We start from the raw sequence: 13,677 nt of genomic DNA, 5'->3' as shown, positions 1-13,677 counted from the left end.
TTCATGACCTTCCTGACACTCTCCCACCTCAAGAAATCCTTCGGCGCCACTCAGGTCGTGCACGACTTCAACATGGCGATCGAGAAGGGTGAATTCATCTCCTTCCTCGGCCCATCGGGCTGCGGCAAGACCACCGTCCTGCGCATGATTGCCGGCTTCGAGACGCCCTCGGGCGGCACGATCGAAATCGCCGGCAAGGACCAGACCTACCTCAAGCCGAACCAGCGCAACATCGGCATGGTCTTCCAGGCCTATGCGCTCTTTCCGAACATGAACGTCGCCGACAATGTCGCCTTTGGCCTGAAGATCTCAGGCATGCCGAAGGCCGATATCGACAAGCGCGTGAAAGAAATGCTGGCGCTGATCCATCTCGACCATCTCGCCGAGCGCTACCCTTACCAGCTCTCGGGCGGCCAGCAGCAGCGCGTGGCGCTTGCCCGCGCGCTGGCACCGAAGCCGCAGGTGCTTTTGCTTGACGAACCGCTCTCGGCGCTCGACGCCAAGATCCGCGTTTCGCTGCGCGAGGAAATCCGCCACATCCAGCAGCAGCTGGGCATCACCACCGTATTCGTCACGCATGACCAGGAAGAAGCGCTCTCGATCTCCGACCGCATCGTCGTCATGAATGCCGGCAAGGCCGACCAGATCGGCACGCCCTTCGAGATCTACAACCGCCCGACCACCCGCTTCGTCGCCTCCTTCGTCGGCACGCTCAACGTGCTGGACGCTGTTGTAACGGACCAGAGCGCGGGCATCGTTCAGATCGGAGACAAGACGCTGGCGATCAAGGAAGCCATCCCGGCGACGAACGGCTCGACCATTCAGCTCGCCATGCGCCCGGAAGCCGGCACGCTCGCCAGCGCCGACGTGGCGACGGTTCACGGCGAAGTGGCGTCCAGCCAGTTCCTCGGATCGGTCATCCGGACCCGCATCAATGTCGGCGGCAAGACGCTCTCGTTCGACACCTTCAATGACCCGGGCATCAAGCCTCCGGTCGTCGGGGACACGGTCGGCGTGAAGATCGACCCGACTGCCTTGATCCTGCTCGCCGACTGAGGCAAACCGAAACGAACGGAAGAACGGTCTGAATGCCGCCCGCCAAGGCGGCATTCTCGCATTTGGAGGAAGCCCATGCGCGCGATGTATTACGAAGCCTTCGGAGCAGCGCCGGAAATCCGGACCCTACCCGATCCGACGCCGACCAATGCAGGCGTGGTCATCTCCGTCAAGGCAACAGGCCTATGCCGCAGCGACTGGCACGGCTGGATGGGTCACGACCCCGATATCCAACTGCCCCACGTACCCGGCCATGAACTGGCCGGCACGATCGCGGCCGTCGGGCGCGATGTCCGCCGCTTCAAGGTTGGCGACCGCGTGACCGTCCCCTTCGTCTCTGGTTGCGGCCACTGCATGGAATGCCGCTCCGGCAACCAGCAGGTCTGCGAGGAACAGTTCCAGCCCGGCTTCACCCATTGGGGCTCGTTCGCGGAATATGTGGCGATCGACTATGCCGACCAGAACCTCGTGCATCTCCCGGAAGAGATCAGCTATGAAACGGCCGCCAGCCTTGGCTGCAGGTTTGCCACCTCCTTCCGCGCCGTCGTCGACCAGGGTCGGCTCCGGGGCGGCGAATGGCTGGCCGTGCACGGCTGCGGCGGTGTTGGCCTCTCGGCCATCATGATCGGCGCGGCCCTCGGCGCCAATGTCGTGGCAATCGATATCGCCGACGACAAGTTGGCGCTCGCCAAGGCGCTGGGCGCATCTGTCACCATCGACAGCCGCTCGGTCGCCGATGTCTCGGAAGCCGTGCGCGAGGTAACGGGCGGCGGTGCCCATGTCTCCGTCGATGCGCTCGGCCATCCGCAGACCTGCTGCAATTCGATCCTCAACTTGCGCCGCCGCGGCCGCCATGTGCAGGTCGGCCTGATGCTCGCCGATCATGCAACGCCGGCGATCCCGATGGCGCGCGTCATCGCCCACGAACTTGAAATCTACGGCAGCCACGGCATGCAGTCCTGGCGCTACGATGCCATGCTGCGCATGATCCTCTCCGGCAAGCTTTCGCCGGACCGCCTGATCGGCCGCCGCATCACACTGTCTGAGGCGGCACCGGCTCTCGCCACCATGGACAGCTTCCGCGAAAACGGCATCAGCATCATCGATCGGATGGTTTGAAGGCGCTTACCGCAAGCAAGATCCATCTTATGGTGTGATAGCGTTAACTCGTTTGTGGTGAACTTCGTCTGCGCGAAACCGGTAACGGATCGAGAGCAGTCGTGGACGAGCAGAAGACATCACCGGAGATAAATGCCGAAGGCTTCATGGCAGAGTTCATGCGCCTGAAGCGCGGCTCCGTCACGCGTCGGCACTTCCTCGCCGTGACCGGGCTTGGCGCAGCGGCCCTTCTGTTCGGCGGCGCTGGACGCACGAGTATCGCGACGTCCAAAGGCTCGCCGCTCGGCAAGAAGGTGAGCCTCGCTACCTGGCCGAATTATCACGATCCCCAGACCTTCGAGGACTTCACCGCCCGATACGGCGTTGAAGTTGACATCTCGATCATCGGCTCCAACGAGGGCATGATGAAGGCGCTTGAAAGTGGCCGTACCTGGGACATCATCGTGCCGACGCAATACGCGATCTCGCCGTATTTCCATCGCGACATGCTGACCCCGCTGGACCTGCGTCTGCTGCCCAATCTGGATATCGGCGCGCATTCCGACCGCTTTCTCAAGCCCGGCGTTTTGGCCGGAGCCTTCTATGCCGTGCCGAAGAATGCTGGCACCACAGGCATTGCCTATAACACCGCCCAGCTCGACCCGGTCGGCAGTTGGCGTGATTTCTTTGACCGCGCGGTGACAGAAGCCTCCGGCAAGACCATCGTCCATGACTACCAGTTGACCGCGATCGGCGGTGCGCTGGTGGCGCTGGGCCACGGCTTCAACTCGCTGGATCCGGCGGAACTTGGCCGCGCCGAGGACCTGCTGATGCAGGTGAGGCCGCATCTTCTGGCGGTTGAGAGCGATTATCAGCCCGCCATGCGCACCGGTGAAGCCTGGATGACGATGTGCTGGAGCAACGACGCAGTCCAGATGCATCGCGACGTGCCGGAGATTGCCTTCGAGATCGCAAGCGATGGCGGCGAGATCTGGACGGACTATTATGCCATCCCGGCCAAGGCGCATAACAAGCCCGCGGCCCATGCCCTGATCAACCACCTGATTGACCCTGACATTGCCGCCCGCGAGCACATCGTCCATGGCGGCACGGCTACCGACAGCCGCATCCGCGCCCTGCTCCCGCCCGAAATCCTCTCCGACGAGATTGCCTATCCAGACGAGGCCAAACTGACCCCGCTGGAATTTGGCCTGGCGGTCGTCATGACCGATCCAAACCGCGCCGAGATCATGAACCGCTTTCGCGCCGCCCGCGGCTGACGCGAACCTCCCGCCATGCTAGTCACGGAACGTGCCGGAGGTGTCCGGCACGACGTTTCAGCACGAGGTTCTAATGCCGCAGATTTCGATTATCGACACCATTTCCGATCCCGGTAAGCAGGGCCGCGCGAACGAGGACAGGCTCGGCTACAACAGGGATGCAGCCTTTGTCATCGACGGCGCGACAGGCCTTGGCGATCGCCAGTTCATGGAGGGCTACGGCTCGGACGCTGCCTGGATCGCGGAATTTGCAGGCATCCGTTTTGAGCAGAGGCTCGACCGAAGAGCCGATCCGAAGACAGTTCTACGACAGGTCTCTGAGGAAGCCCGCGACGCCTTCCTCGCAACGGCGGGCGACCAGCCGCGCTACGCCTGGCCGCTCTGCAGCCTGACCGCCCTGCAGGCAACCGACAGCGGCTTCCGCTGGTTCGGCCTTGGCGACAGCTGCATGTACATCCTGCATGACGACGGCCAGTCCGATTTCGTCATCCCGATCCCCGGCGCCTATGAATGGGAGCAGCACCGAGCTGCCCAGCACATCGCTCGTGTCGGCGGCATCGGAGCCGCAGGCGTCGCCAATGACGACCCGCAGACGCTGGAAGATCTGCGCCGTGGTCGGGCGCTGCAGAATACCCACGGTGGCAGCACCTGGACGTTCGGTGTCGTGCCGGAGGCTGCCGAGCACCTGGCAATGGTCGACGTGCCCGTCCATGGCGGTGGAGCCACCGCCCTCCTCTGCTCCGACGGCCTCGCCGATCTTGTGGCCCTCTACAAGCTTTACGACCCCGCCACGCTGATCCAGCGCGCCGCAACAGCAGGGCTGAAGTCGCTGGTCTCGGAGCTGCGCCACCTGGAGCGCGAAATCGATCCGGATGGGCTGAAATACCCGCGCTACAAGCAGAGCGACGACACGACTGCCATCCTGCTGAGGCTGGAGACATGAAGGCAATTAGGAATCTGCCTCAATAACTTATCGCCGAAATCGGAATCTGTTTGTGAGCATTTTAATGCAGAGGGTTAGCGCCGAGGCTAACCCCTCATCCGCCCCTTCGGGGCACCTTCTCCCCGCAGGCGGGGAGAAGGAGACGCCGCCGGCCGTATTCGCTCTTCTCCCCGTTCACGGGGAGAAGGTCCCGGCAGGGGGATGAGGGGCCGTAGCGCCAATCAATCCTCAGACATCCGCCTTCGGCACATAATTCAACACCGGCCCCAGCCAGCGCTCGACCTCCCGCACATCCATCCCCTTGCGCGCTGCATAGTCCTCGACCTGGTCTCGCTCGACCTTGGCAACGCCGAAATAATAGCTCTCGGGATGGCCGATATAGAGACCAGACACCGACGAGCCCGGCCACATGGCATAGCTCTCCGTCAGCGTCACACCGGTCGCTTTGGTCGCGTCCAAGAGCGAGAACAGCGTCACCTTTTCTGTATGGTCGGGCTGCGCCGGATAACCGGGGGCCGGTCGGATGCCGCCATAGGTCTCCGAGATCAGTTCCTCCGGCGTAAAGGCCTCGCCCGGCGCATAGCCCCAAAATTCGCGGCGCACCTGTTCATGCATGCGCTCGGCAAAGGCCTCCGCAAAGCGATCGGCCAGCGCCTTGACCAGGATCGACGAGTAATCGTCGTTCGCCCGCTCGAAGCGTTCTGCGATCGCCACTTCCTCGATACCGGCCGTAACCACGAAGCCGCCGACATAGTCAGGAACGCCGCTCTCGAGAGGTGCGACGAAATCGCTGAGCGCCACATTCGCCCGCCCCTCGCGCTTGGCGATCTGCTGACGCAGCGTGAAGAAGGTTGCGAGTTCCTCGGTGCGGCTATCGTCCTTGAACAGCCGGATATCGTCGCCGACCGTATTGGCAGGCCAGAAACCGATCACCGCACGCGGCCGGAACCAGTTTTCCGCAATGATCTTCTTGAGCATCGCCTGCGCATCGGCAAACAACTGCCGCGCCGCCTCGCCCTGCTTCTCGTCCTCAAGGATCGCCGGATAGCGCCCCTTCAGCTCCCAGGTCTGGAAGAAGGGCGTCCAGTCGATATAGCGGGCCAGTTCGGCAAGGTCATAGGTCTCGAACACCTTGGTGCCGGTAAAGCTGGGCTTCGTGGGCTTGTAAGCGCTCCAGTCGACCTTGACCGCATTCTCCCGGGCAGAGGCCAGCGGCTGGCGCTGCTTCTCGGCTTCCGCCCGCGCATGGGCCACGGCCACCTTGGCATATTCGCCCTTGATACCGTCTACGTAGGTCTCGTTGCCGTCCTCGGCCAGCAAGGCTGAAACGACGCCAACGGCACGGCTGGCATCGGTGACATAGATCGCCTGGCCAGCCTTGTATTGCGGATGGATCTTCACCGCCGTATGCACCCGGCTCGTCGTCGCACCGCCAATCAGCAGCGGGACAGTGAACCCCTGGCGCTGCATTTCGGATGCCACATGGACCATCTCGTCGAGCGACGGCGTGATCAGGCCGGACAGGCCGATGACGTCGACATTCTCCGCTTTCGCCACTTCGAGGATCTTGGTCGCCGGCACCATGACGCCAAGATCGATGATCTCGTAATTGTTGCAGGCAAGAACGACGCCGACGATGTTCTTGCCGATGTCGTGTACGTCGCCCTTCACCGTCGCCATCAGCACCTTGCCCGCCGCCTGGCGCTCGCCGGTGCCGCCATTCAGCCGCTTTTCCTCTTCCATGTAGGGCAGCAGAACGGCCACGGCCTGCTTCATCACACGCGCCGATTTCACCACCTGCGGCAGGAACATCTTGCCGGCACCGAAGAGGTCGCCGACGACATTCATGCCGGCCATCAGCGGCCCCTCAATGACATGCAGCGGACGCTCGGCCTTTTGACGCGCCTCTTCCGTGTCGATCTCGATGAATTCGGTGATGCCGTTGACCAGCGCATGCTCCAACCGCTTCTCGACCAGCCATTCGCGCCAGCTCATGTCCTGCGTGCGGGCCTTGGCCTCGCCCGTGCCGCGATAACGCTCGGCAATCTCCAACAGCCGCTCGGTCCCGTCCTTGCGACGGTTGAGCACCACGTCTTCGCAGGCCTCCCGCAAATCCTTGTCGATGCTCTCATAGACCGCGAGCTGGCCCGCATTGACGATGCCCATGTCCATGCCCGCCTGGATGGCATGGTAGAGGAAGACCGCATGCATGGCTTCCCGCACCGGCTCATTGCCGCGGAAGGAGAACGAGAGGTTCGACACCCCGCCCGAGATATGCACCAGCGGCATTTCCTGCCGGATCGTCCGCGTCGCCTCGATGAAGTCGACGCCGTAATTGTCGTGCTCCTCGATGCCGGTCGCGACCGCAAAGACATTCGGATCGAAGATGATGTCTTCAGGCGCAAAGCCCGCCTCTTCGGTCAGGATCTTGTAGGCGCGCCGGCAGATCTCGACCTTGCGATCATAAGTGTCGGCCTGGCCCTTCTCGTCAAAGGCCATCACGACGACGGCAGCACCATAATTGCGTATCAGCTTGCCCTGGGCGATGAAATTCTCCTCGCCCTCCTTGAGCGAGATGGAATTCACCACCGCCTTGCCCTGCACGCATTTGAGACCGGCTTCGATGATCGGGAACTTGGAGCTATCGATCATTACAGGCACGCGGGCGATATCAGGCTCGGCGGCGATCAGGTTGAGGAACTCCACCATCGCCTGCTGCGAATCGATCAGGCCCTCGTCCATGTTGATGTCGATGATCTGGGCGCCGTTTTCGACCTGATCACGCGCAACCACCAAAGCCGCAGAATAGTCGCCAGCGGTGATCAGCTTGCGGAACTTGGCCGAGCCCGTGACATTCGTCCGTTCGCCGACATTGACGAAGGGAATATCCTTGGTGAGCTCGAAGGGCTCGAGCCCCGAGAGCGACATGAAGGGCCGATGCTCGGCGGGCGCACGCGGCACCCTGCCCTTCACGGCCTCGGCAATGGCCGCGATATGCGCGGGCGTCGAGCCGCAGCAGCCGCCGACGACATTGACGATGCCCTCTTCGGCAAAGCCAGCCACGAGATCCGCCATCTCCTCCGGGCTCTGATCATACTGCCCGAATTCATTCGGCAGGCCGGCATTCGGATAGGCAGAAATCAGCGTATCGGCCACGCCGGACAGTTCCTGCAGATGCGGCCGCATGGCATCCGCCCCGAGTGCGCAGTTGAGACCAACCGCGAAAGGCCGGGCATGGCGCACCGAGTTCCAGAAGGCCGTCGGCGTCTGGCCAGACAGCGTACGGCCGGAGAGATCGGTGATCGTGCCCGAAATCATCACCGGCAGGCGGATGCCCTTGGCGAGGAAACGCTCCTCGCAGGCAAAGATCGCCGCCTTGGCATTCAGCGTGTCGAAGATCGTCTCGATCAGGATGAGATCGGCACCGCCGTCGATCAACCCGTCGATCTGCTCGCCATAGGCGGCGCGCAGGCCATCGAAGGAAACGGCGCGGTATCCGGGATTGTTGACGTCAGGCGAGATCGACGCCGTACGATTGGTCGGCCCGATGGCACCGGCGACGAAACGCCGCTTGCCGTCCTCGCGCTCGGCCCGGAAGGCCGCCCGGCGCACGAGCTCGGCGCCATGGCGGTTGAGATCGTAGACCGCCCCTTCCATCTCGTAATCCGCCTGCGCAATGCGGGTCGAGGAGAAGGTGTTGGTCTCGAGAATATCGGCACCGGCCATCGCATAACGGAAATGGATGTCTTCGATCGCGTTCGGCTGCGTCAGGATCAGCAGGTCGTTGTTGCCCTGCTGGTGGCAGGCGCAGCCAAGGAAACGTTCACCCCGGAAGTCGTCCTCCGTTAATCCGAGGCCCTGGATCTCGGTGCCCATGGCCCCGTCAAGGATCAGGATACGTTCGCGGGCAGCCTGTTGCAGCGCCTTCAGGATATCCGCGCCGTCACGGTTTGCGCCCTCGCGGCCGAACAGTTGATCGAGCATCTGCGAACTCTCCTATTGCGTATGCGACACGAGCCAAATCACATAAAGACATCTTTATGTCAACATGCGATCCGACTGTGCGTGACCTCGGTCAACCGGTGGCAGGCGCACCGCTGATCGGCTATAGAACCTGCAACGATGTAGCCCGGGAGGAAGAAATGTCGGAAAATCAGTCGCAGCCATCGCCATCCACCCCCTGGAGCGCCCGGCCCTACCACCGCAAATGGCTGCTGAACCGCGCCGACGACCTTTTCGATTTCTTCTCAAGGTCGGCCATCAACCCGAAGGGCGGCTTCTACGACCTGTCGCGCGACGGCAAGCCGCTTTCGACCGACAATCCCGCCCGCGGTATCCATGCCAGCGCCCGCATGGTCCATTGCTTTGCGATCGGCCACCTGCTCGGCCGCCCGGGCTCGGCCGACATCGTCGACCACGGCATGCGCTATCTCTGGGAGCGCCACCGGGACCAGAAGAACGGCGGTTACTTCTGGCAAGCCAACGACACAGGAGCTGCCGACGACACGAAGCAGGGCTACGGCCACGCCTTCGTCCTGCTCGCGGCCGCCTCCGCTAAATGCATCAGCCATCCGCTGGCCGGCGCCATGCTGGCCGACATTACTGAAGTGATCGAGGAGAAATTCTGGGAAGAGAACCACGGCGCCATCGCTGAGGAATTCTCTGCCGACTGGCAGCCGGTGCCCGGCTATCGCGGCCAGAACTCCAACATGCATCTGACCGAAAGCCTGATGGCAGCTTTTGAGGCAACCGGCGAGCGGCATTACCTCACCAAGGCGGAGCAGATCGCCGACCTCATCATCAACCGTCGCGCCCGCGAGGAAGCCTTCCGCGTCGCCGAGCATTTCGATGAAAACTGGGTGGTCGACCGCACCTACTACCATCCGAACGAAATGTTCCGCCCCGCCGGCACCACGCCCGGCCATTGGCTCGAATGGGCCCGTCTGATCCTCCAGCTCTGGGTTCTCGGCGGAAAGAACCACGACTGGATGCCGGAAGCCGCACGCGGCCTCTTCTTCCAGTCCATGGCGCTCGGCTGGGACAAGGACAAAGGCGGCTTCTTCTACACGCTGGACTGGGAAAACGCCCCCGACAAGCGCGCAAAACTGTGGTGGCCGCTTTGCGAAGGCGCCGCCGCAGCACACTTCCTCAACCAGCACCAGGAAAGCGACTTCCACGAGGAGAGCTACCGCAAGATCTGGAACTATATCGCGGCCAACAATCTCGACCGGGAGTATGGAGGCTGGCACGAGGAACTGACCGAGGGCGGAAAGCCAGCGAATAGCCTCTTCCCCGGCAAGGGCGACATCTACCACGCGCTGCAGGCCTGCCTGATACCGCTTTTCCCGGCGGAAGGCAGCCTGACCAGCATGATTGCAGAGCATCCACTCGATGTTTGATGGAAGCACCACGTAGACATGCAAAAGGGCCGGAAAACCGGCCCTTTCTTCGTTCTAGTGCTGTCTTCGAAGCTTACTGCTCGATCGCATAGGTGATGTTGACGGTCACCGTATAGAGGTTCTCGCCGGACGCGATCGGCACGGATTCATCCGCCATCTTCGCCATGGGTGCTGCCGCATAGACCTGCGGCATCGGCCGGGCGAAATTCTCGGAAATCTCAACCACGCGTCCGAGCTTGACGCCGGCGGCTTCCGTCAGCGTCTTCGCCTTGGCGGCAGCCTTCTCGACCGCCTGCTTGCGCGCCGCTTCGACCGCTGCTTCCGGATCGTCATTGGTGAACGAGATACCGCCACCCTGGTTGACGCCAAGTTTCACCGACCGATCGATGATCTCTCCGAGCTTGGCGAGATCCCGCACCCGAACGGTCAGCCCGTTGCTGACCGTGTAACCGACAATAACAGGCGCCTCATAAGTGCCGTCAGTGCGGGTTTCCTGCTTGTATTTCGGCTGGATCGAGAAATCCGTGGTCTGCAGGTCCTTGTCCGCAATACCCTGAGCCTTGAGGTCGGCCAGCACCTCGGCCATGGCGGCACTATTGGCCGAAAGCGCCTCGCCCGCCGTCTCGGCATCGCGCATGACTGCCAGCGAAATGACGGCCATATCGGGCGCGATCGCAGCCTCCCCCTCGCCCGACACCATGATCGTCGCCTCGCGACGCTCCGTCTCTGCAGCAAACACCGGCGCGACAAATCCGACCGAGAGAACAGAACCTGAGAGTGCCGTTGCCATGACGAGAGCGCGTGTAATTTTCAGCATGAAATCTTTCCTTGTGTCCCGCAGTGCCGGCGGACCTCTTCGTCTCACCCGGCACCATGCCCTTCCGGCATCTGTGATGACGCGTGATTGTGAAGCCATTGCGGCAGAGACTTGTCGCATACCGGAAATTGCGTTAGAGCCGCTGCACGGCGCGGGGTGACCATAACCCGCCCGTCGGCGATCCGCCGGGCTGGGCCCGTAGCTCAATGGTTAGAGCCGGCGGCTCATAACCGCTTGGTTGGGGGTTCGAGTCCCTCCGGGCCTACCATTTGATCTTGACATCTGCCGATACAGCACAAAGCCGGCAGCCAGAACAATTCCCAAGCCGAGGCCGAAAAGGCCGCCGCCGAAGATGCCGGCGATCAGCAGAACCTTGCGGCCGGGGCCGTCGGGGGCCTGGGCCGGGAAGGCTTCGGCGACAACGCGGACATTGCTCGAATAGAGGCTCATCTCGGCTGCCGTCTCTTCGCTGCGCTTGAGCACGGCCTCGTAGACGTCGCGTGCCGCTTTTGCCTTGCGCTCCAACTCGCTGAGTTCGATCAGCGCCGTGGAGTTGGTGGTCTGGGATGCCTTTTGAACGTTCAGTTCCTTGAGCAGGTCAGCTTCTTCCTTCTGCGCCGATTCGTAGGCGCTGCGGGCGGCAACCACCATGCGTTCGAGTTCAAGCCGGATCTGTCGCTCGATATCGCCGAGCGACGCCTTTGCCGACTGCAATTGCGGGTGGCGCGGGCCAAGACGCTCGGTCAGGCTGCTCACATTGGCCGAAAGGCTCGCATACTGGTTGCGGAGATCTCCGAGCGTCCGCGAGGCCGCAGCGTCGCCGACGAGAACGTCGTTGATGTCGAGCCTGGACACGGTATCGAGCTGCGCCTTAGCCTCGATGATCTTCTGCTGTGCGGCAACCAACAGGTCGTCGAGAGACTGCAGCCGCTTGTCGGCGATCTGGTCACCGCCCACGGCATAGAGATCATTCTGCGCGGTAAACGCGCGCACCTCGGCTTCCGCCGCGATCACCGCCTTGCTCAGCGCCGTCAACTGGTTGACCAGGCTCGTATTGACGCTGCCGAAACTGTCTTCGGCATTCACGCGGCTGTCCTTGAGATAGGCTGCGACCAGTGAATTCGCAATTTCGGCCGACTTCTCCGCCTCTCCGGTCGTCACCTTCACCTGGAAGATGAACGTGCCTTCCTGGCGCGACACCAGGATCTGCTTCTGCAAGGCGGAGATCACGCGGTTCAGGTCATTCGCCGGATTGTCCGAGGGGCGACCGAGAAATTCGGGATCCGTCGTCAGCTTCAGATTGGCCGCGACGGTCTCGAGCACGGTGCGCGATGTGATGATCTGGGTCTGGCTGTCGATGGTTGCGTTCAACACTTCCGGCGACGTCGCCCGGTCGTTTTCAACGAGTTCCACCGCAAGCTTCTGCGGATCGAAATAAAGTGTCGCGGCAGCGCTGTATTTCTTGGACAGCAGTGTGGTCATGGCACCGCCTAAGAGCGCGCACACGACGGCACCGGCAAGCACTGCCGTCCGATAGCGCCACGCAGCAAGTGCAACGAACTTCAGGTCGATGACCGGTGCGGCAGCGGACGCCGCGGGCGGCTGAATTGAGGCCGAGCGCTCTTCCGGCATGGGCTCGCGCACTGCACCGCCCTGCCCTTCGTCCGGCGCATCATTGCCGCCAGACAGATCCCAGCCGAATCGCTCCCGGGCCCGCTGCTCGATGTCATCCATCGTCAGCGGCCGACCGGATCGCGGCTTCTGGACGTCGCGTTCGTCGACCGACGCGCCGAGATAGCGGCGCAAGCTGACATTCGCACCACCCGCGGACGACGTCGATTGAGCGCCAGCGTCACGGCCGCGAGAATGAAATTCGCCCAGCCCTCGGGTTAGATCTTTCACGATTGGCTTGCCCATGCATGTAGAGGTCCAGCGGGCGCCTGCGAGACGCCCGTTTCTTGCTGAACTATGAGTATTTACGGTTAATTAAGTCTTATCCCGCGGGCGGAATACGCACGCATGCACCCGGATCTGCGGCAGCGGGCTTGAGCGCCGGAAGAAGGACGGAGAGCTGGGCGCGGTCCCCTTGCGCATCCGGCTGGATGTTGTTGCCCTCTTCAGGCGACCACCAGTCCCCACCGGCCCAATAAGTCCAGCCGAGCCAGACATCGGGCTCTTTCGCCATCTGATCCAACATGCGCGTCAGCCCGGCGAGACATTCCGGCTCCTTCGACCCACCGAACTCGCCGAGAAAGGCGCGCTTGCCGTGTGTCCGCAGCCACTCCGAGAGTTTCACCATCCCATCGACCGCAAGATCCGCGTTCACGCAGGCCTCGTTGGTGCCCGAGAGGTCCTTGTCCATGTACTGATGGACTTCGAAGGCATAGTTGTCGATTGGATCGACGACACCGAGCATGACGACGGCATTCGACCCACGGCCGAAATCTTCAGGCCAGGTGACCACACCGCTCCAATGTGTGCCGGGCACGAGAATGAGATTGCGCGCGCCGACCGCCCGAATGCCCGCAATCGCCTGATTGGCAGCATCGAGCCAGACAGCCGGGGCGATATCATGCGGTTCATTCATCAGCCCGAAGGCGATGCCGTCCTCATTGGCAAATTCGGCTGCCAGTCGGATCCAGAACTGCGCGAACTGTCGCGGAGACACTTCAGCGGATCCGATATTGCTGCCGGAATAATAGCCGAAGTTATGCGGATCGAGGATGACGATGAAGCCTTTCTCCCGAAGCCCGGCCACGCTGGTCTTCAGCCGCTCAAGCTCGGTTCGGTCGAAGGCTTCGCCCAGCGTCGGCTGGAGCCGCTCCCACTTGAAAGGCAGCCGCACGGTATCGAAGCCCTTGTCGGCGAAATAGGCAACCGTCGGCGCCGAGGGATAGGTGAAGTTGACCCCTTCCACCCCGTCGACTTCGCCATACTCCGCACCGGATATGTTCAATCCGCGAAAGCACAGGTCCGCCGGGCTAGCATGGCTGGTGGAACTGCCAATAAGAGCCGCAAGCATGGTGCAGACGACGGCGCGACGGTGCCTTGATTGCATGGTCTTGTCCTTCATGCCGCCTGCCC

Annotated in this window: 9 protein-coding genes and 1 tRNA gene; 7 read left to right on the top strand and 3 right to left on the bottom strand. The window is 62.4% G+C overall.

Going from position 1 to position 13,677, the window contains the following annotated elements:
- The first annotated feature begins 3 nt into the window (after positions 1-3).
- The 4 genes from C0V73_RS21285 to C0V73_RS21270 all read left to right on the top strand — a co-directional run bounded on the left by C0V73_RS21285 (position 4) and on the right by C0V73_RS21270 (position 4,377).
- Positions 4-1,056, top strand: a complete 1,053-nt coding sequence (locus C0V73_RS21285; RefSeq protein ID WP_102022029.1) for an ABC transporter ATP-binding protein — start codon at positions 4-6, stop codon at positions 1,054-1,056.
- 75 nt (positions 1,057-1,131) lie between these two features.
- A complete protein-coding gene (locus tag C0V73_RS21280; RefSeq protein WP_102022028.1) occupies positions 1,132-2,175 on the top strand; it encodes a zinc-dependent alcohol dehydrogenase family protein in 1,044 nt (347 codons plus the stop codon).
- Between the two features lie 146 nt (positions 2,176-2,321).
- A complete protein-coding gene (locus tag C0V73_RS21275) occupies positions 2,322-3,434 on the top strand; it encodes a spermidine/putrescine ABC transporter substrate-binding protein (protein WP_172450265.1) in 1,113 nt (370 codons plus the stop codon).
- 73 nt (positions 3,435-3,507) lie between these two features.
- Entirely contained in the window at positions 3,508-4,377 is an 870-nt protein-coding gene (locus C0V73_RS21270) for a protein phosphatase 2C domain-containing protein (RefSeq protein ID WP_102022026.1), read from the top strand.
- Positions 4,378-4,605: 228 nt separating this feature from the next.
- Here the strand turns inward: C0V73_RS21270 and metH are convergent, their stop codons facing one another.
- Positions 4,606-8,361, bottom strand: coding sequence for a methionine synthase (gene metH / locus C0V73_RS21265; RefSeq protein ID WP_102022025.1), 3,756 nt, complete (start codon positions 8,359-8,361; stop codon positions 4,606-4,608).
- A gap of 158 nt (positions 8,362-8,519) precedes the next feature.
- Between metH and C0V73_RS21260 the strand changes: the two genes are divergently transcribed.
- Positions 8,520-9,776 carry an AGE family epimerase/isomerase gene (locus C0V73_RS21260; RefSeq protein WP_102022024.1) on the top strand — a complete coding sequence of 419 codons (1,257 nt, stop codon included), beginning with the start codon at positions 8,520-8,522 and terminating at the stop codon, positions 9,774-9,776.
- A 73-nt stretch (positions 9,777-9,849) separates the two neighbouring features.
- On the opposite strand, the gene C0V73_RS21255 is transcribed toward C0V73_RS21260, so the two are convergent.
- A complete protein-coding gene (locus C0V73_RS21255; RefSeq protein WP_102022023.1) occupies positions 9,850-10,593 on the bottom strand; it encodes an SIMPL domain-containing protein in 744 nt (247 codons plus the stop codon).
- 192 nt (positions 10,594-10,785) lie between these two features.
- Between C0V73_RS21255 and C0V73_RS21250 the strand changes: the two genes are divergently transcribed.
- Together C0V73_RS21250 and C0V73_RS21245 are read left to right on the top strand one after the other, a co-directional pair.
- Positions 10,786-10,861 (top strand) — tRNA-Ile (locus tag C0V73_RS21250).
- Between the two features lie 305 nt (positions 10,862-11,166).
- Positions 11,167-11,712: a hypothetical protein gene (locus C0V73_RS21245; protein ID WP_102022022.1), complete on the top strand. Its 546-nt coding sequence runs from the start codon at positions 11,167-11,169 to the stop codon at positions 11,710-11,712.
- Between the two features lie 874 nt (positions 11,713-12,586).
- On the opposite strand, the gene C0V73_RS21235 is transcribed toward C0V73_RS21245, so the two are convergent.
- Positions 12,587-13,666 (bottom strand): glycoside hydrolase family 5 protein, encoded by a 1,080-nt coding sequence (locus C0V73_RS21235; protein ID WP_245408062.1) that lies wholly within the window; start codon positions 13,664-13,666, stop codon positions 12,587-12,589.
- Between the last annotated feature and the right edge of the window lie 11 nt (positions 13,667-13,677).

This window comes from Rhizobium sp. TH135 (genome assembly GCF_002855515.1).
Taxonomy (GTDB): Bacteria; Pseudomonadota; Alphaproteobacteria; order Rhizobiales; family Rhizobiaceae; genus Allorhizobium.
The sequence above is the reverse complement of the archived record's forward strand: the minus strand, read 5'-3'. Positions and strand labels throughout refer to the sequence as shown.